The following is a 19090-nucleotide window of genomic DNA, read 5'->3' as shown; positions in this document are numbered from 1 at the left end:
CGCGTCCTTACGTATCGACCGCCGTATCCGCCCAGTTGGAAACGGCCCAGCGGGGATTGCTGGCGACATGTTTGACGGTATCGCGCGCCACCGTGATGAAGCCCCATTCGGCAACGTTGATCAGCGGCAGATCGGCGGCGACCTGCTTCTGGAAATCCTTGTAAAGTGCCGTGCGCGCGGCGGTGTCGACCGTTATCGCCGCCTTGTCGATCAATTCGTCCAGCGTCCTGTTCTCGTAACCGCCCTGGTTGGAGAAGCCGACGCCCGCCGGAATGCCGGAACGCACGAGAATGGTGGTGGAAATTGCCGGGTCGCCGCGGAAGACCGGCGGCGCGATGGCGAGATCGAAGGCATGATCGGTGTAGACAGCCTTTTGGTGAGCGGCTGAATCATTATTGACCAACTCGGCATCGATGCCGATTTCCTGCAGCGCCTGACGAAGATAGGAGCCGAACTGCCTGGTTTCGTTGAAATACGGCGCCGGCAGAAGTTTCAGCGAGAAACGGGTTCCGTTCGGGCCGCGCGCATAACCCGCCTCGTCCAGCAGGGCATTGGCCTTGGCCACATCGAAATCATAGGTCTCGACATCGTCGGTATAGAATTCAGGGGCGTTCTTCGGCACCGGTCCTGTGGATGCCGTGGCGTAACCGAGGAAGACCTTGTCGATGACGAATTTTTTGTCGATGGCGTGGGCGATGGCCTTTCTGACCTTGAGATCGGCCAGTTCCTTGCGGCGATGGTTGATTTCGACCACCAGCTGATAGGTAAGCGCCTCGTAGCCATCGGCAATGACCTTGATGCCCGCCACCTTTGAGATGCGGTCGAGATCGGCCAGAGGTACGGCGGAGAAGGCGGCGAGCTGGATTTCCTCTGCTTCGAGCGCGGAGGCCGCACCGGCCCGGTCCGGCAGGACGCGGTAGATGATCTCTTCGAGCTGCGGTTCTTCCTTGCCCCAGTAATTGGGATTGCGGGTCAGGCGATAATATTCGCCGGGCTTGTATTCGGCAAAGACGAAAGGCCCGGTGCCGACCGGCTTGGTATTGGCCGGGTTGGTGGCGATATCGGTGCCTTCATAAAGATGTTTCGGCACGACGCTGGTAACGACCGGCAGCGCGTTGCGGATGAGCTGGAAGGGCGTCGGCTTGGAGAAGCGGAAAATCGCCGTGTGTTCATCCGGCGTGTCCACCTTCTCGAGATTGGCGAAGACCAGCCGTCCGAGATTCTGTAACGGCTTCCAGATGGAGAGCGCCGAAAAGGCCACATCCGCCGAGGTAAACGGCTTGCCGTCATGCCAGGACACGCCTTCGCGCAGCTTGAAAGTGGCGCTGAGACCGTCATCCGATCCCTGCCATTCGGTCGCAAGCCGCGGCGCGAGCCCGTCCTTGCCATCGAAGGAGGCTTCGGCCAGCGGCTCGATGATCTTGCTGGCGATATAAAACACGCCGTTTGAGGCGACGATCGCCGGGTTGAGGTTCTTCGGCTCCGAATCGGCCGCGACGATCAGCCTTCCGCCGGGTGCCGCCTGCTGCGCGGTGGCGATGCCCGCCAAACCCGTGGTTGCGGCAAGAAGGAGTGACGTCTTGAGAAGCGAGCGGCGGGACAGGTGGGCAGGCGACATGATTCACTCCGGAAATGAGGGCTGGGCGGGCCTTTCCACTTGGTCCGCGGCGGCCGATCTTAAGACTGCAACCTCGGCAGTGTCCACGTTAATTCGCCGGCTTTACAGCAATGATTTTACGTTGCGCGGGCCTTTGCGGAAACAATATGCTTTCCGGCGGCAATGCGCTTTTCTCCTGTTGCGGTCCTACCGGCGGCGATGTTCCGGAAAATTGATTTAACGTAATGAAATTAGGTGGTTGGGATACCGATGCTTCGGCCGTGTGTGCCCCGTTGCGCCTGTGGGCGGAGCGAAAATCTGCCGCGGCGGCCCCGTTTGGAAAGGGGTAATTAACCTTTATTTTCTATTTCAGGGAGACCGAAATATGTACGTTTATGATGAGTGTGCACGCTGCCATGAGTTTCTCCCGATCCAGATTCCAGAATTCGTCCAATAGCGTAGGGGAGGGGAGCGAGAAGGCTCGTCATGCCGGCGGCCAGTCGGTTGCCGGTCAGCAGACGGCGGGAATGAAGGCCGGCGCGGCACCCCGGCCGAATGCCGATGTCAGCGCAGCCGACGCCATTGAAGGCCGCGCCGAGATGCCCGGCTGGCAGAATGCTTTCGTGCTTGGCCCGAATGTGCGTTTCACCCGCACGCCGGAAAGCGCCTTTGCCCGGCGCATGCCTGTCGAGACACCCAATATTCCGGAAGAGGAAATCCCGGCTGCCGCTCCGCCTGAAACGGTGGAGCAGGAAGCGTTGGCGCAGCAGCAGGCTGTACAGCAGGAGGTTGCTCCTGTCTCCCAACCCGTCGTGAAGCCGGCGGAGCAGCGCGTGCCGCCGCCGCGCATGCCGTTTCTGCCGCAGCCGCCGGAGGCCCGGGGAGCCAGAGCGCTGACTTACAAATTGCGGCTGGAGCTTGCCCGCAAGCAGGCGGAAGAGGCGGCTGCCGCTGCGCAGATGCCGGTTCAGGAGGGTGTCTCCGTAGCCGTGGAAGAGCCCGTGCCGCAGATATTCCCGTCGGTTCAGCCGCAATCCGTAGCACCTGCTGTCGAGGCCGCTCAGGCCGTCATTCCTGCTTTCGCCGCCCATCTGCCGGATGAGCTTTTCTGGGAAGTGATGACGCTCGATCTGCCGGGCAGTGCCGGCGAGGGCGTTTCCGCGTCCACGCGCGCCGTTCTTGCAAATTCGGTCGTCACGGCGCCAGCGATAGTCGCGCCGGTCGCCGTCGTATCGCCGGCAGCCGCTGCGATCGTGCTTTCGTCCGAACCTCCTGTCGTCACCGTGCCGGGCGGTTCGGCAATCCGGCTTTACCGCGAGATCGGCGTGCGTCAGTCCGTCGTTCCTGCCGCCCTTCCGGTCGTGGAACAGGAAGTCGCGCCGCCGCCCGCCGCGGAAGCGCCGATGGTCGTCGAGACGCCGAGACCTGTGGAGCAGGTTCAGCCGGTTGAGAGAATTGCGGCCGAGCCGCGCTTCACGCCGCGCGCGCCCATCCAGGCCTCGCAACCGATGTTCCGCGAAGCGCCTGTCTTCGCCGAGGGGGAATATGAATACCCCTCCATCGATCTTCTGCAGGAGGCCCGCGTCCAGCAGACCACGACCATGACGCCGGAAGCGCTGGAGCAGAGCGCCGGGCTTCTCGAAAGCGTGCTGGAGGATTTCGGCATCAAGGGCGAGATCATCGACGTTCGTCCCGGCCCGGTCGTCACGCTGTACGAGTTCGAACCCGCCCCCGGCGTCAAGTCCTCGCGCGTCATCGGTCTCTCGGACGATATCGCCCGCTCCATGTCGGCGCTCTCGGCGCGCGTCGCCGTGGTGCCCGGCCGCAATGTCATCGGCATCGAACTGCCGAACCCGGTGCGCGAGACGGTTTATCTGCGCGAACTGATCGAAGCGACCGACTACGCCGAGACCCGCCAGAAGCTCGCGCTTTGCCTCGGCAAAACCATCGGCGGCGAACCTGTCATCGCCGAACTGGCGAAGATGCCGCATCTGCTGGTCGCCGGCACCACCGGTTCCGGCAAGTCGGTCGCCATCAACACCATGATCCTTTCGCTGCTCTATCGTCTGAAGCCGGAAGAATGCCGTCTCATCATGGTCGATCCCAAGATGCTGGAGCTTTCCGTTTATGACGGTATTCCGCATCTGTTGACGCCTGTAGTCACCGATCCGAAAAAGGCGGTCATGGCGCTGAAATGGGCCGTGCGCGAAATGGAAGACCGTTATCGCAAGATGTCGCGTCTCGGCGTGCGCAATATCGACGGCTACAATGCAAGGGCAGCTGCCGCCCGCGCCAAGGGCGAGACGGTGTTCTGCAACGTGCAGAGCGGCTTTGACCGCGCCACCGGCGAAGCGGTCTACGAGCAGGAGGAAATGGACCTCACGGCCATGCCTTATATCGTCGTCATCGTCGACGAAATGGCCGACCTGATGATGGTCGCGGGCAAGGAAATCGAAGGTGCGATCCAGCGTCTGGCGCAGATGGCGCGTGCCGCCGGCATCCATCTCATCATGGCAACCCAGCGCCCGTCGGTCGATGTCATCACCGGTACGATCAAGGCGAACTTCCCGACCCGCATCTCCTTCCAGGTGACCTCGAAGATCGACAGCCGCACCATCCTCGGTGAACAGGGCGCGGAGCATCTGCTCGGCCAGGGCGATATGCTGCACATGATGGGCGGCGGCCGCATCGCCCGTGTCCACGGTCCCTTCGTTTCGGATGAGGAAGTGGAGAAGGTGGTCGCGCATCTGAAGACGCAGGGACGTCCGGAATATCTCGGCACCGTTACCGAAGACGCCGACGAAACCGACGAAGAGGTGGAAGAGGAAGCCGCTGTTTTCGACAAGACCGCCATGGGCGAGGACGATAGCGACGATCTCTATGAAAAGGCCGTCAAGGTGGTGATGCGCGACAAGAAGTGCTCCACATCCTATATCCAGCGCCGCCTGTCCGTCGGTTATAATCGTGCCGCTTCGCTGGTCGAGCGCATGGAACAGGAAGGCATTGTCGGGCCTGCCAACCATGTCGGCAAACGCGCGATCATCGCCGGCGAACGCTCTTCTTACGATGCCATGGGAGCGGAAGACTGATTGAACCTTCGGGGCGCGATATTCGATTGCAAAAAAGCGCCCCGTGAATAGCTTGTGCGGCATGGATTCTGGAATTGGGAGGATTCCCTCATGGCGCACAGCAATGAAAAAGCCACCGTTCTGGCGAGTCTGGATGAGCTGGAGCGGTTTTGCCGCACCGTTTTCCTGGCAGCCGGCACCGATGACGAAACGGCCGATGCGGCGACACGCGCCATGATGCACGGCACAAGGCTCGGTGTGGACAGCCACGGCGTCCGCCTGCTCGCCCATTATATTACCGCGCTAGAAGGCGGGCGTCTCAATCGGCGGCCGCAGATCCGCCGCGTTTCGGGCTTCGGCGCGGTGGAGACGATCGACGCCGACCACGCCCATGGTGCCCGCGCCACCTATGCGGCGATGGACAGCGCCATGGCGCTCGCGGAAAAATTCGGCATTGGCGCGGTGGCGATCCGCAACTCATCGCATTTCGGCCCGGCCGGCGCTTATGCGCTGGAAGCGGCGCGGCAGGGCTATATCGGCCTCACCTTCTGCAATTCCGACAGTTTCGTGCGCCTGCATGATGGCGCCATGCGTTTCCACGGCACCAATCCCATCGCCATCGGTGTGCCGGCAGCGGATGACATGCCCTGGCTGCTGGATATGGCCACCAGCGCGGTGCCCTATAACCGTGTCCTGCTTTATCGGAGCCTCGGCCAGCAACTGCCGCAAGGTGTCGCCTCGGATGGTGATGGTGTCGATACCCGCGATCCCCATGCCGTTGAAATGCTTGCCCCGGTCGGCGGCGAGTTCGGTTTCAAGGGGGCGGCACTTGCGGGAATGGTCGAGATTTTCAGCGCTGTTCTTACGGGCATGAAACTCAGCTTCGATATCGCTCCGATGGGCGGGCCGGATTTTTCCACGCCGCGTGGGCTTGGGGCCTTCGTTCTGGCGCTGAAGCCGGAAGCCTTCCTGGAGCGCGAGGTGTTCGACGAGGGCATGAAGCGTTATCTCGAGGTCCTGCGCGGATCCCCCGTGCGGGAGGATTGCAAGGTCATGGCGCCGGGTGACCGGGAGTGGGCGGTGGCGGCAAGGCGAGAGAGGGAAGGGGCTCCTGTCGATCCCGTCACGCGGGCGGCCTTCTCGGAGCTTGCTGCAAAATTCTCGGTCAACCCGCCCGCCTATCATTAAAGCGGCCTGCGGCTAACGGCGGCGTTCCGCCGTCATCCCATGATCAGGCGGGCCGCAGCAGCATATTCGGGCGCGGATAGGGCGCTGCCGCCGCGCCCAGCCTTTCGGCCCCGATGGGGCGGCCGATATAATAACCCTGCGCGTAGTCGATCTCCATCTGACGCACGAGCCTCAGCTGTTCCTCGGTCTCGACGCCTTCGATCAGGATCTTGTGGCCGCGATTGCGGATGAGGCGGATCATGTCCTGCAGCATCGCGCGGCCACGCGGGGTCTTGCTGTCGTGCAGGAAGGAGCGGTCGATCTTGACGGTATCGAAATCCGTCATGCGCAGCCAGGAAAGGCCGGCAAAACCCGTTCCGAAATCATCCAGCCAGATATTGATGCCGAGCGTTTTCAGGTCGTTCAGACAACGCAGCACGTCCGAATGCATTTCCATGTCGACGCCTTCGGTAATTTCGAAGGCAAGCCTGTTGCCGGCAATTCCCGCCTCCACGAGAATGGCCGCCACCGAGGTGGCGAAACCCGGATTTTTTAATTGCATCGGCGATACGTTGACACTGACGACCGCCACCTTGTCATCGGCCAGTATCTGCTTGCAGACGGTCTTGATAGTCCACAGGCCCAGTTCCATGATCGTGCCGGTGCGTTCGGCAATCGGAATGAAAATACCGGGTGCGACAGGATTGCCATCCAGCAGGCGAAGCCGCATCAGCGCTTCGACCCCCGCGGTCTCGTTGGTCGAAATGTTGAGAATAGGCTGATAGACGAGGGAAACGAGATCTTCCGCGACGGCGATTTTCAGCAGGGCGGCAATGTTTTCCGTCTCGTCGCTGGTCTGCGGATCGTCCGGATCGAACAGCTTCATGCAGTTGCGGCCATTGCCCTTGGCTATATAGAGCGCGCGGTCGGCCTCGTTGATGATCTTTTCCAGCTTGCCGTCCGCATTGGGACGGGTGAAGGATGCACCGATGCTGACGGTGACGATAAAGGTGCCATCCCGGCGCTGGTCATGCGCAAGCGACAGGTCTTCAACGGTGTGGCGGATCGTCTCGGCAAGCTCACCCACCTGCTGCTTGGACTTGAACGGCGCCAGCACGATGAATTCCTCCCCGCCATAGCGGCCGATGGAAGCGCCGTGTTCGGTGATCGCATCCTGCAGGGCGTTGCCCACCGTCACCAGGCACTTGTCGCCTTCCTGGTGGCCGTAACGGTCGTTGTATTTCTTGAAGAAGTCGACGTCGATCAGGAAAACGGCAAAGCCTTCTTCCTTCCTGATCCAGTTGTCCCACAGCAGGCGCAGATGGTGGTCGATGGCGCGGCGGTTCTGCAGGCCCGTCAGGGAGTCGGTATTGGAAAGCCGCAGCAGCGCCTGGCCACGTTCGTCCGCCGCCTTCTGCTGGGCCTTCGCTTCCAGCCCGTTGACGAAGACGTGGTAGCGCTCCCGGTTCAGGTTCCAGTTCACGTAAGAGGTGAAGACGAAACAGGATATGTAGAAGGTGCCGAAGGCGAACTTGTAGAAGCTGTCTTCGGGAAACTGCGTTGCCGCCAGAAAATAGGTAACGAGAATGATGCCTGAAGACACCAGCGACAGATGGAAGCGGAAGGTGAAAAACAGATTGGCGCCCATCATGAAGATCGCCCCGAAAACCATGTAATAGGACATGTTTTCGGTATTGTCGGTCAACAGCGAAGGCAGCAGCCAGCCGATATAGCCCATGACGAGAGCGGTGGCGCAGGTGAGATCGAGCGCGGTGGTGCTGGCGCCCTTGCTTAGCTGAATCTCCAGCGTCAGCAGGGATGACAGGACAACAATCAGACGTGCGATAATGGTGTAAAAAGCGACGTCGGGTATCAGAATGATGTCGGTTGCGGCAAACAGCAGATAGATGAAGACAGCGGTCCACAGGCCCCGCCGGATCGAACCGCGGCGGCTGCGCTCACCTTCCTGCTGGTAAAGGGCAAGGAGTTCATCAGAAAACCGGGAGTCCGGCCGCCGATAGTCTTGCTGTCCACTCACCTCTCCCAATGTGTGCTTCATGCACTTTCCCATAGTGTTGCGTATACTTTATTAAGTAACTGCTTATTCCACTTTTCCGTGTGCTGTCGCACCCAGTGAGGGTTCCCGTCGATCTCTGCCGATGCGTGCGGAGAACATGGAAAGGAAGAACGCATCATACGTTCGCAACATTAAGTTTCACTAAATCGCGTATCTGCTTTCTCCCGTCCTCACGAGTGTGACCAAAAAAATACGCTAATCTACTAATGTATCCCTACACCGCTCAAAAATCGAAAGCGAGTGGCCTTCCGCCTCCCAGAAACGTATAGTTAACAATGTGTTAATACTGGAGGCTGAAGTGGTGCGGGTAAAGAAGAAAAATCTTGACGGGGCAAGTCTGATTACCCCGGATACTGTCGCAAAAGAGATTTTTGCACGCAGAACGGAAACATTCGATGAGCAGTTCGCAGTTGCGAAAGCAGAGATTGCGCTCATTCTCGAATTGGCACAGCAGCAATTCGACAATCGTGTTTCAGCACGTGAGATAATACATAGAACGGCGGGTGCACTGCATGGCTTGCGGGAGAAGCTCCACTCCAGCGTGTGGGCTGAACTGATTCCGCTGGTGCAGAATCACCCCGTTTCGGTCCATTTTCTGGAGGACCCGTTCACGCGCTGGTCTTTCGAAAAGCCGCGGGGTTATTCGGGCGATGCGCAGCTGCTCGATTTCATTTATGGCCACGACAGTGTTGCCGAACTGGTAAATAATGCCACGCCGCTCGGTGCGGCCCTTTACGACTACACCAAGGATGCCAGTTCCTCGGTTGCCGTGCGCGAGCGGCGCGATTTGCTGACGCGGTTCGTCGACGAGGCCGCGGCCCGGCATGGCAATGAGACGGAAATCCTCACCATCGCTTCCGGCCATCTGCGCGAGGCGGATGCCTCCGTGGCGCTGAAAGAGGGCAAAATCAAGCGCTGGGTGGCGCTCGATCAGGACCCCTTGAGCGTCGGTTCCGTCGCCCGCGATTTCAATGGCAGCTGCATCGAGGCGATCGACGGTTCGGTGCGCGATATCGTCCTGCGCACGCAGGAACTCGGTACTTTCGATCTGATTTACGCGGCCGGTCTCTACGATTATCTGAACGACCGCGTGGCGATCAAACTCACGCGGCGCTGCATGGAAATGCTGAAACCCGGCGGCATGTTCCTCTTCGCCAATTTCTCGGAAGACATCGTCGTCGACGGTTACATGGAAACCTTCATGAACTGGGCGCTGCTGTTGCGCTCCAAGGCGGATATGTGGCGGATCGTCAATGCCAGCGCCGATCCTGCAAGCATCGAGGCGGATGTGTTCTTCGGGGAGAACCACAATATCGTCTACGCCACGATGCGTAAGAAGGTGTGACATCCTTCGGGCCAGTCTCTGCTTGCCAATAACCATTTGATTAAACCTCGGCGCGGGCCTAAGAATCCGCGCCGAATGCGTTGCAGAATGGAATGGCTGAAATGAAGAGATATTATTCGGATATGGGCGGTCTGCCGGGACAGACGGAACTTCTGTCGAGCAAGGCGGTGTTCAAGACCGCCTATGCGGTCATCCCCAAAACCGTCATGTCCGATATCGTAACGAGCGTGCTGCCGCACTGGACCGGCACTCGCGCGTGGATCATCGCCCGGCCGATGACGGGTTTTTCCGAAACCTTCGCGCAATATATCGTCGAGGTGCAGCCGGGCGGCGGCAGTGAGCGGCCGGAACCGGACGCACGGGCCGAAGCGGCGATCTTCGTTGTCGACGGCGAAATGACCGTGGAATTCGAGGGCGTGCAGCATGCGTTGCGGGAGGGCTCCTTCGCCTTCCTTCCTGCCGGTTCCCGCTGGCAGATTCGCAATTCGGGCAAGGCGCCCGTCAAGTTCCACTGGGTCCGCAAAGCGTTTCAGGCGGTCGACGGACTGGAGCCGCCGCCGGCGATCTTCACGCATGAGGATGAGCACGCTTTGTCGGCCATGCCGGATACGGACGGCAAATGGGCGACGACCCGCTTCATCGATCCGGAAGACGTGCGTTACGACATGCATCTCAACATCGTCACCTTCGAGCCGGGTGCGACCATTCCTTTCATGGAAACCCATGTAATGGAACACGGCCTTTATGTGCTGGAAGGCAAGGCCGTCTACCGGCTGAACGAGGACTGGGTGGAAGTGCAGGCGGGCGACTTCATGTGGCTGCGCGCCTATTGCCCGCAGGCCTGCTATGCGGGTGGACCGGGCCGCTTCCGTTACCTGCTTTACAAGGATGTGAACCGGCACGTGAAGCTCTGGTAACGGGCGTCATATCCGCAAAACCCATGAATTATCGCGCAATCCGGCGGTTTGCGCGATAAATGCTTGCGTTAAATCGAATATCACTAATAAATCCGGTTATGCGGGCGGCTATCGCCGTTCCGCACCGTTTCGGCATTCGCCTGCTATCCTTGAGAAGACCTCCCGTATGAATGAGATAATCGATACCAATGTCTTCAATCTTGCCCCCGTGGCGATGTGGATCGAGGATTTCAGCGAGGTGAAAAGCCAGTTCGATATCTGGCGATCGCAGGGCGTCGAGGATATCCGGGCGTTTCTTCTGGAAGATTTATCGAGAGTGGCGGCCTGCTCGCAGAAAATCCGCGTGATCAAGGTCAACGCCAGGACGCTGGAACTGTTCGAGGCCCGCGATCAGGCGCATCTCGTCGACAATCTCCACCGGATTTTTCGTGACGACATGCTGGAAAGCCATGTGAACGAGCTTTCCGAACTCTGGGCGGGCAAGACGGAATTCACCAGCAACGCGGTCAATTATTCAATCGGCGGCAAGCGGCTGGATATCCAGTTGCGCGGCGCGGTCATACCCGGCCATGAGGAAACGCTCGGACGGCTGCTTTTGACCACCGAGGATGTGACGGAGCGGGAGGAGGCGCGCCGCAAGGAGCTTCTCAACCGCCGTTACGCCGAAGGCATGTTCAAACATTCGCCCGTTTCCCTGTGGGTGGAGGATTTCAGTCGCGTGCGGCGGCTGATCGAGGAGGTCAGGGACCGCGGCATCGTCGATTTCCGCGTGTTCATGGATGTGCATCCCGAATTCGTGCGGCAATGCATGAGCGAAATCCGCGTCATCGACGTCAACCGCGCGACGCTCGACCTGTTCTGCGCGCCGGACCGGCAGGTTCTGTTGCAGCGGCTCGGCGATATTTTTCGCGGCGAGATGGAAAAACCGTTCCGGGAACAGCTGATGGAGCTTTGGAACGGCAATCTCACCCACCATCGCGAGGTGGTGAATTACGCGCTTGACGGTTCGGAGCGGCACGTGCTCCTGCATTTTTCCGTCTTCCCCGGCCATGAGCGCGACTGGTCGCTGGTGCAGGTGGCGCTGACGGACATTACCGCGCGCAAGAAGGCGGAAGCCTATCTCGAATATCTCGGCAAGCACGATGTACTGACCAAGCTGCACAATCGCGCCTTTTATTCGGATGAGCTGAACCGGCTGGAGCGCAGCGCGCTCAGGCCGGTTTCGGCCATTGTCATCGATCTCAACGGCCTGAAGGACGCCAATGACAAGCTGGGGCACGATGCCGGCGACGCATTGTTGCGGCGTGTGGGCGAGGTGCTGAACGGCGTGGTGACCGCGCCGAACCATGCTGCGCGCATCGGCGGCGACGAATTCGCGATCCTTCTTCCCGGCGCCGACAGGCAGATTGCCGCCGCCATGGTCGAGACCGTTTATGAATTGCTGAAGATCAACAACCAGTTCTATTCCAGCGCGCCGCTCAGCCTGTCGCTGGGCGTGGCGACCAGCGAGGCCGGCGAGACGATGGAATCGCTGGTGCGCCGCGCCGATATGAATATGTACGAGCAGAAGAACGCCTATTATGCGGCCCTGCGCAGCAGATCCGCCGACAATAATGACACGACGAAACTTGACCCACAGTCGGAAGCCTCCTCGCTGAAGCGTCTGTCCTAACGGGGAGTGAGAGCGTCGTGGGGCATTCCCTTAGCCCCGACGTCATTCTCGGCCCCGTGCCGAGGATCTAATCACGTCGAATAAAATCAATCGGTTGCAGATCCTCGGGACGGGCCCGAGGATGACGTCGAGAGAATGTTTATCCCCGGAATCTAAACCGCACAGCGGTGGTTTGGACGTGACGGAAGCTGCGGAAAGCTTCATTCGGCTGGCTGTCGCCTCCGGCCTGTCGCGATATGTCCTGCCTCGAACGCCAGTTAGTCCTCCGTTCCCAATTACAGCGCTCTCCGCAAGCCGTCTCACACGCCTTCACAAGCGCGTGAGACGGCTTTTGCGCTGCAACAATTTTATTGCCGAAGTTTTACATACGTCTTAGTATGTATGTAAATGTGACATTTTTTACGGATTCGGAGCGCAGTATGGCGAAGAGATTGGGGCAGATCGCGGCGGTGTTGTTGACGGGCATCGTTTTGGTCGGATGTAGCGATGAGCAGGCGTCCGCGCCCGGCGCGCCGCCGCCCGGTGCGGTGAAGATCGTGACGGTGAGCCAGGAAGAACTGCCCATCACCAACGAATTGCCGGGACGCATTGCGCCGACGCGGCTTGCCGAAGTGCGCCCGCGTGTCTCCGGCATCATCGTGGAGCGGGTGTTCGAACAGGGCTCGCTGGTGACGGAAGGCGATGTTCTCTACCGGATCGATCCCGCGCCGTTCCAAGTGCGCGTCGACAGCGCCGAGGGCACGCTGCGCCGGGCGCAGGCCGCGCAGCTTCAGGCGCGGCAGACGGCCGACAGGCAGCAGCAGCTGCGCCGTTCCAACGTCGGTTCCCAGCAGGAATTCGACAACGCCATCGCCCAGCTGGCGCAGGCGGATGCCGAGGTGGCCGTGGCCGAAGCCGGCGTCGCGGAAGCGAAGCTCAATCTGCAATATGCCGATGTCAAAGCCCCGATCAGCGGCCACATCGGTCGCGCGCGTATTACGGAAGGCGCCCTTGTCAGCGCAACCGGCTCTGAAAATCTGGCGACGATCCAGCAGCTCGATCCGATCTATGCCGACTTCACCCAGCCGGCGGCCGATCTTATCCGCCTGCGCAAGGCCCTGCAGGATGGCAAGCTGATGACCGGCCCGAACGAAGCCGAAGTCAACCTTCTGTTCGATGACGGCAGCCGTTACCCGCTGCCCGGCCGCCTGCTGTTTTCCGAAGCGGCGGTAGATGAAACCACCGGTCAGGTGACGCTGCGCGGTGAGTTCCCGAACCCGAACGGCGATCTGCTGCCGGGCATGTATGTCCGTGTGCAGATCCAGCAGGGTATCCAGAAGGCGGCCTTCGCCGTGCCGCAGCAGGCGGTTCAGCGCGATGCCGGCGGTCAGGCGAGCGTGCTTGTCGTCAATGCCGAAGACACGGTGGAGCAGCGTCGCGTCAGCGTCGGCCGTTCCATCGGCGATCGCTGGGTGATTTCCGAGGGTCTGAAGGACGGCGACCGCGTCGTGGCCGAAGGTTTCCAGAAGACCGCTCCGGGCGCGAAAGTGAAGCCGGAACCGTGGTCCGATGAGGCCGATGTCGCAACCGCCGCTGACAGCGAGAGCGCGGCTCCGGCTGCGAAGCAATAAGGACCGATTTCATGGCACGTTTTTTCATCGATCGGCCCATTTTTGCCTGGGTCGTCGCCATCTTCATCATGCTGGCGGGCCTGCTCGCCATTCCCATGCTGCCGATTGCGCAATATCCGAATGTCGCCCCGCCGCAGATCTCTGTCTCGACGACCTATCCGGGCGCGTCGCCGGAGGATATTTACCAGAGCGTCACGCGTCCTATCGAAGAAGAGCTGAACGGCGTTCCAGGCCTGATCTATTTCGAATCCACGTCGGAATCCTCGGGGCGCATTTCCATCAACGTTACCTTTGCGCCGGGCTCCAACATCGGTGAAGCCCAGGTGGAGGTTCAAAACCGCATTGCGCGCGTCGAACCCCGCCTGCCGCAGGCGGTGACGCAGCAGGGCCTGCGCGTGGAGCAGGCGGGCACGTCGTTCCTGATGATGGTGGCGCTCACCTCCGTCGACGGCAACACGGACGCCATCGGTCTCGGCGATTATCTCAGCCGCAATGTGCTCGGCGAATTGCGCCGCGTTCCCGGCGTCGGCAGCGCGCAGCTCTTCGCCACCCAGCGCTCCATGCGCATCTGGATGGACCCGGACAAGATGCTGGGCCTCAGCCTCACCTCGAACGACGTCATCGGCGCCATTCAGGCGCAGAATTCGCAGGTTGCCGCCGGCCGCATCGGCGCATCGCCAAATCCCATCGGTCAGCAGATTTCCGCAACCGTCAATGTGCAGGGTCAGCTCACCTCGCCGGAAGAATTCGGCTCCATCGTGCTGCGCGCCAATCCGGACGGCTCATCCGTGCGGCTGCGCGATGTCGCACGCGTGGAAGTGGGCGGCGAAAGCTATAACTTCTCGAGCCGCCTGAACGGCAAGCCGAGCGCCGCCATCGGCGTGCAGCTTTCGCCCACTGGCAATGCGCTGCAGACCTCCGAGGGCGTTCGCGCCACCATGGAGGAACTGTCCCGATATTTCCCGCCGGGTCTGGAATATGAAATTCCCTATGACACCAGCCCCTTCGTGAAAATCTCGATCCAGAAGGTGATCAACACGCTGGTGGAGGCGATCATCCTCGTCTTCGTGGTGATGTTCGTCTTCCTGCAGAATATCCGCTACACCATCATCCCGACACTGGTGGTGCCCGTGGCGCTGCTCGGCACCTGCGCCATCATGTATGTCTCGGGTTTCTCGATCAACGTTCTGACCATGTTCGCCATGGTTCTCGCCATCGGCATTCTGGTGGACGACGCGATTGTCGTCGTCGAGAATGTCGAGCGCATCATGGCGGAAGAGCATTTGTCGCCCAAGGAGGCCACCCGCAAGGCGATGGGCCAGATTTCCGGCGCGATCATCGGCATCACGCTGGTGCTGACCGCCGTGTTCGTGCCCATGGCCTTCTTCCCGGGCGCCGTCGGCATCATCTATCAGCAGTTCAGCCTGACCATGGTGGTGTCGATCCTGTTTTCGGGCTTCCTTGCTTTGTCGCTCACGCCGGCGCTCTGCGCATCGTTTCTGAAGCCCATCAAGGCCGGACACCATGAGAAGAAAGGCTTCTTCGGCTGGTTCAACCGCGGCTTCGACAAGGCGTCGCACAAATATTCCTCGTCCGTCGGCGGCATCATCAAGCGTTCCGGTCGCTTCATGGTCATCTACGCGGCTTTGCTGGTCGGTCTTGGCTGGGCGTATATGCAACTGCCGAGCTCGTTCCTTCCGAACGAAGATCAGGGCTATCTGATCGTCGACATTCAGGCGCCGGCGGAAGCCAGCAGCGACCGCACCCTGCAATCCATCCAGCAGATCGAAAAGATCTTCATGGAAGAGCCGGCGGTGGATCGTGTGATTGCGGTTTCGGGTTTCTCCTTCTCCGGCTCCGGCCAGAATGCGGGTCTCGCCTTCGCCACCCTGAAAGACTGGAGCGAACGCGGACCGAACGATTCCGCCGCCGCCATATCGGCGCGCGTCAACGCCAAGCTGTGGGGTCTTCCGGACGCCATGTCGTTTGCGCTGTCGCCGCCACCGATCCAGGGCCTCGGCAATTCCAGCGGCTTCACCTTCCGCTTGCAGGATCGTTCGGGCGCGGGACAGGCGGCTCTCAGCGCCGCCGGTGCGCAACTGATGGCCGCCGCCCGTCAGAGCCCCATCCTTGCCGGCCTTCGCATCGAAGGCATGCCGGATGCGGCGCAGGTCAATCTCATCATCGACCGTGAGAAGGCCAATACGTTCGGCGTCACCTTCAGCGACATCAACGCCACCATCTCGGCCAATATGGGGTCGTCCTACGTCAACGACTTCCCCAATGCCGGCCGCATGCAGCGCGTGATGGTGCAGGCGGAACAGGGCCAGCGCATGAAGACGGAGGATCTCCTGAACCTCAACGTCCGCAATGCCAATGGCGGCATGGTGCCGGTTAGCTCATTCGCCACGGTGGAATGGGTGCGCGGTCCCTCGCAGGTGGTCGGTTACAACGGCTATCCGGCGGTCCGTATCGGCGGCCAGTCCGCGCCCGGTTATTCGTCTGGTGACGCCATTGCCGAAATGGAGCGCTTAGCGGGTGAGTTGCCGAGCGGCTTCGGTTTCGAATGGACCGGCCAGTCGCTGCAGGAAATCCAGTCCGGGTCGCAGGCGCCGGCATTGATCGGGCTCAGCGTTCTGTTCGTCTTCCTGCTGCTGGCAGCACTTTACGAAAGCTGGTCCATTCCGCTCTCCGTCATGCTGGTGGTGCCGCTCGGCGTCATCGGCTCGGTGGCGGCAGTGATGCTGCGCGGCATGCCGAACGACGTCTATTTCCTCGTAGGCCTCGTCGCGATCATCGGCCTGTCCGCCAAGAATGCGATCCTGATCATCGAATTCGCCAAGGATTTGCGGGCGGAAGGAAAATCCACCTATGATGCGACGGTGGAGGCGGCGCACCTGCGCTTCCGGCCGATCCTGATGACGTCGCTCGCCTTCTCGCTCGGCGTGCTGCCGATGGCGATTGCTTCGGGCGCCAGTGCGGCGAGCCAGAACGCTATCGGCACCGGCGTGCTCGGCGGCATGATCTCGGCGACGATCCTCGCGATCTTCTTCGTTCCCGTCTTCTTCGTCTTCGTCATGAAGATTTTCGGGGATCGGAAGAAGGAGAATGAGATTGCTGCTGACGCGGTATCGCCGGCGGAATAAAACGGGTGTGACGGCTGGGCGAAAAGTCACGTGAATGCGTTCATCTGACTGACAGCCCGGCATCGCAAACAAGGCACGGTGCGAAAGCGCCGTGCCGCGACTGGAAGGAGACATCAGCATGCGCCGAACCAAGGCCGAGGCAGAAGAGACGCGTCAGGCGATCCTTGCCGCTGCCGAGCGGGTGTTCTTCAAGAAGGGCGTGGCCAACAGCTCTCTGGATGAGGTGGCGGCTGCGGCCGGCGTTACGCGCGGGGCGATCTACTGGCATTTTTCCAGCAAGAGCGACCTTTTCATCGGCCTTTACGAATCGGTGGCGCTGCCGGAATCGGACCTGCTCGATTTCGGCGATCCGGACCTCAAGGGGGAGGCGCTGCTGGCCAAGATCGAGGACGCCGCGTGCAACTGGCTTTCGCTTCTTTCAAAAGACGAACAGCGCCAGCGCATCATGACCATCAGCCTGCGCACCAATTATTCCGATGAATTCGCCCCCGTGCTGCGCGCGCAGGAGGAACTGGACCGTTACCATAAGCGGCTGCTCGAGGAGGCTTTCGAACGGGCGCAGGCGGAAGGGGCTTTCAACGATAACTGGACAGCCGAGTCCGCGCTCGGGGCGCTCTACTGGCTGCTGAAAGGCATGTGCTCGGACTGGCTGCTGTTCGGCAAGCGTTTCGATCTGGCCAATGAGGGTGCGGAAGCGGTGCATCGTCTCATGAAGGCTTTTCGACGCTCCCCGACATAGCGACCGGATTTCCCAGACCCGGCGCGGCGGTCAAATTTGAGTGTATTCTAAAACACCAGCGAAATTTGCTTTACGTACCTCAAAACGAAGGCTAGCTTCTTCCTCGAGCTTTGGGAGGAGTTCGCAGATGGTCGTTTCAGATAAAATCAAGGGGCAAGCGCCGTCCGTTCACGCCGGATTCCGGTGACGGCACATGGCTTTTACTGACGAATCTCCAGACCACGCCCTTATCCGGACGGTTGGGCTGTCCAAGTCTTTCGGGCCGGTACAGGTTCTCAAGGATATAGAGATCGCGGTGCGCGCCGGTGAGGTCCATGCGATCATTGGCGAGAATGGCGCCGGCAAGTCGACGCTGATGAAGCTGCTGGCCGGCAATGAAAAGCCGTCAGGCGGCGAAATCCGCATCGATGGCGACGCCGTTACGCTGAGCGGTCCGGTGGATGCCGAACATCGCGGCATCGTTCTCGTGCATCAGGAAATATTGCTGGCCCCGGATTTGACGGTGGCGCAGAACATCTATCTCGGCCGCGAAGTGCGCAGGGGCGCCATGGTGGACGACCGCGCCATGCGCGCCGGCGCCCGCAAGGCAATCGCCGATCTCGGCGCTACGATCGATCCGGACGCCATTGTCGGCAGCCTGTCGATTGCCCAGCGGCAGCTGGTGCAGATCGCCCGTGTGCTGCTCGTGCCGCATCGTGTGGTGATTTTCGATGAGCCGACGGCGAGCCTTACGCCCATCGAAACGGATGCGCTGCTGAATGTCATCAGGGACATCCGGGCGAAAGGCGTGGCCGTGCTTTATATTTCGCATCGTCTGCCGGAGGTGAAGGAGATCGCCGACCGTGTGACGGTTCTGCGAGACGGCAGGCTGGTCGCCTCCCATCCGGCATCGGCGCTGGAGCCTGCCGATATGGCGCGGCTGATGGTGGGGCGCGATGTCGCCAAGCTTTATCCGGACCGCGCCGCCGGCGGCGAGCACGAGCCGGTTCTGCAGGTGGAGCGTTTTACTGTTCCGGGTTATGCTCAGGATGCCGGTTTCAGCCTGCGCAGGGGCGAAATCCTCGGTTTCGCCGGTCTGGTCGGCGCGGGCAGAACGGAGCTCATGGAAGGAATACTCGGCCTGCGCGCCGGTCGGGGAACGGTGCGACACCACGGCAGGCCGGTGCATTTCGCAAAGGCGGAAGACAGCCTGAAGGCCGGCATCGTTTATCTGAGCGAGGATCGCAAGGGCAAGGGCCTGCTGCTTACCAAGGATTTGCGTGTCAATCTCACGCTTGCTTCGCTGAAGAAATTCAGCCGGCTGTTCCAGATCGATACCCGCCGGGAAACGGCGGCGCTCGATGATGCTGTCCGCGATTTCGACATCCGCACCGGCCGCAAGGATCTGCTGGCGGGCCAGCTTTCCGGCGGCAACCAGCAGAAGCTGCTGCTGGCCAAGATGATGCTCATCGATCCGTCCATCGTCATCATCGACGAACCGACGCGCGGTATCGATATCGGCACCAAGGAACAGATTTACCGCTTCATCGCCAGGCTCGCGGATGAGGGGCGCTCGATCATCGTCGTTTCCTCGGAGATGCCGGAGCTGATCGGCATCTGCGACCGCATTCTGGTGATGCGGTCGGGCCGGATCGTCGGCGAGGTGACGGGTGAGCGCATGACCGAAAACGACATCGTGGCGCTGGCGACGGGCGTTCATACGCAGGAACCCGCCTGAGCGCCCGTGTGCCGGGAAACATGGCCTGACAAAAG

General features: G+C 60.8%; 11 protein-coding genes. 9 read left to right on the top strand and 2 right to left on the bottom strand.

The features are described from left to right. Positions 1 to 7: 7 nt before the first annotated feature. The gene (locus ACQZ5N_RS04340; protein WP_448732204.1) at positions 8 to 1618 is read right to left on the bottom strand and encodes an ABC transporter substrate-binding protein; all 1611 of its coding nucleotides are present in this window, start codon (positions 1616 to 1618) and stop codon (positions 8 to 10) included. A 374-nt stretch (positions 1619 to 1992) separates the two neighbouring features. Between ACQZ5N_RS04340 and ACQZ5N_RS04335 the strand changes: the two genes are divergently transcribed. Both ACQZ5N_RS04335 and ACQZ5N_RS04330 read left to right on the top strand, forming a co-directional pair. Next, positions 1993 to 4686 carry a DNA translocase FtsK gene (locus ACQZ5N_RS04335; RefSeq protein ID WP_448732203.1) on the top strand — a complete coding sequence of 898 codons (2694 nt, stop codon included), beginning with the start codon at positions 1993 to 1995 and terminating at the stop codon, positions 4684 to 4686. 90 nt (positions 4687 to 4776) lie between these two features. Further along, positions 4777 to 5853 carry an Ldh family oxidoreductase gene (locus ACQZ5N_RS04330; RefSeq protein WP_448732202.1) on the top strand — a complete coding sequence of 359 codons (1077 nt, stop codon included), beginning with the start codon at positions 4777 to 4779 and terminating at the stop codon, positions 5851 to 5853. A 43-nt stretch (positions 5854 to 5896) separates the two neighbouring features. Here the strand turns inward: ACQZ5N_RS04330 and ACQZ5N_RS04325 are convergent, their stop codons facing one another. Next, positions 5897 to 7891 carry a putative bifunctional diguanylate cyclase/phosphodiesterase gene (locus ACQZ5N_RS04325; RefSeq protein ID WP_059757281.1) on the bottom strand — a complete coding sequence of 665 codons (1995 nt, stop codon included), beginning with the start codon at positions 7889 to 7891 and terminating at the stop codon, positions 5897 to 5899. 316 nt (positions 7892 to 8207) lie between these two features. On the opposite strand from ACQZ5N_RS04325, the gene ACQZ5N_RS04320 reads away from it, so the two are divergent. The 7 genes from ACQZ5N_RS04320 (at position 8208) to ACQZ5N_RS04290 (ending at position 19055) form a co-directional block, all read left to right on the top strand. Beyond that, positions 8208 to 9254, top strand: a complete 1047-nt coding sequence (locus ACQZ5N_RS04320) for a class I SAM-dependent methyltransferase (protein ID WP_448732201.1) — start codon at positions 8208 to 8210, stop codon at positions 9252 to 9254. 92 nt (positions 9255 to 9346) lie between these two features. Further along, positions 9347 to 10171: a bifunctional allantoicase/(S)-ureidoglycine aminohydrolase gene (locus ACQZ5N_RS04315; protein ID WP_448732200.1), complete on the top strand. Its 825-nt coding sequence runs from the start codon at positions 9347 to 9349 to the stop codon at positions 10169 to 10171. Between the two features lie 166 nt (positions 10172 to 10337). Beyond that, positions 10338 to 11843, top strand: a complete 1506-nt coding sequence (locus ACQZ5N_RS04310; protein WP_448732199.1) for a diguanylate cyclase domain-containing protein — start codon at positions 10338 to 10340, stop codon at positions 11841 to 11843. A 419-nt stretch (positions 11844 to 12262) separates the two neighbouring features. Then, a complete protein-coding gene (locus ACQZ5N_RS04305; protein ID WP_448732198.1) occupies positions 12263 to 13453 on the top strand; it encodes an efflux RND transporter periplasmic adaptor subunit in 1191 nt (396 codons plus the stop codon). A gap of 11 nt (positions 13454 to 13464) precedes the next feature. Further along, positions 13465 to 16599, top strand: coding sequence for a multidrug efflux RND transporter permease subunit (locus tag ACQZ5N_RS04300; protein ID WP_448732197.1), 3135 nt, complete (start codon positions 13465 to 13467; stop codon positions 16597 to 16599). Between the two features lie 118 nt (positions 16600 to 16717). Further along, entirely contained in the window at positions 16718 to 17338 is a 621-nt protein-coding gene (locus tag ACQZ5N_RS04295; RefSeq protein ID WP_020810857.1) for a TetR family transcriptional regulator, read from the top strand. A gap of 193 nt (positions 17339 to 17531) precedes the next feature. Continuing rightward, a complete protein-coding gene (locus tag ACQZ5N_RS04290; RefSeq protein WP_448732196.1) occupies positions 17532 to 19055 on the top strand; it encodes a sugar ABC transporter ATP-binding protein in 1524 nt (507 codons plus the stop codon). Positions 19056 to 19090 lie beyond the last annotated feature (35 nt).

The sequence above is a fragment of the Agrobacterium sp. 22-221-1 genome, assembly GCF_053522445.1.
Note: the sequence above shows the minus strand (reverse complement) of the source record. Positions and strands in the feature narration are given on the sequence as shown.

Bases quoted from the DNA above. Each gene is read 5' to 3' on its own strand.
- ACQZ5N_RS04300 (WP_448732197.1), top strand. From the start codon at position 13,465: ATGGCACGTTTTTTCATCGATCGGCCCATTTTTGCCTGGGTCGTCGCC.
- ACQZ5N_RS04325 (WP_059757281.1), bottom strand. From the start codon at position 7,891: ATGAAGCACACATTGGGAGAGGTGAGTGGACAGCAAGACTATCGGCGG.
- ACQZ5N_RS04315 (WP_448732200.1), top strand. From the start codon at position 9,347: ATGGCTGAAATGAAGAGATATTATTCGGATATGGGCGGTCTGCCGGGA.
- ACQZ5N_RS04310 (WP_448732199.1), top strand. From the start codon at position 10,338: ATGAATGAGATAATCGATACCAATGTCTTCAATCTTGCCCCCGTGGCG.
- ACQZ5N_RS04305 (WP_448732198.1), top strand. From the start codon at position 12,263: ATGGCGAAGAGATTGGGGCAGATCGCGGCGGTGTTGTTGACGGGCATC.
- ACQZ5N_RS04290 (WP_448732196.1), top strand. From the start codon at position 17,532: ATGGCTTTTACTGACGAATCTCCAGACCACGCCCTTATCCGGACGGTT.
- ACQZ5N_RS04330 (WP_448732202.1), top strand. From the start codon at position 4,777: ATGGCGCACAGCAATGAAAAAGCCACCGTTCTGGCGAGTCTGGATGAG.
- ACQZ5N_RS04295 (WP_020810857.1), top strand. From the start codon at position 16,718: ATGCGCCGAACCAAGGCCGAGGCAGAAGAGACGCGTCAGGCGATCCTT.
- ACQZ5N_RS04335 (WP_448732203.1), top strand. From the start codon at position 1,993: ATGATGAGTGTGCACGCTGCCATGAGTTTCTCCCGATCCAGATTCCAG.
- ACQZ5N_RS04340 (WP_448732204.1), bottom strand. From the start codon at position 1,618: ATGTCGCCTGCCCACCTGTCCCGCCGCTCGCTTCTCAAGACGTCACTC.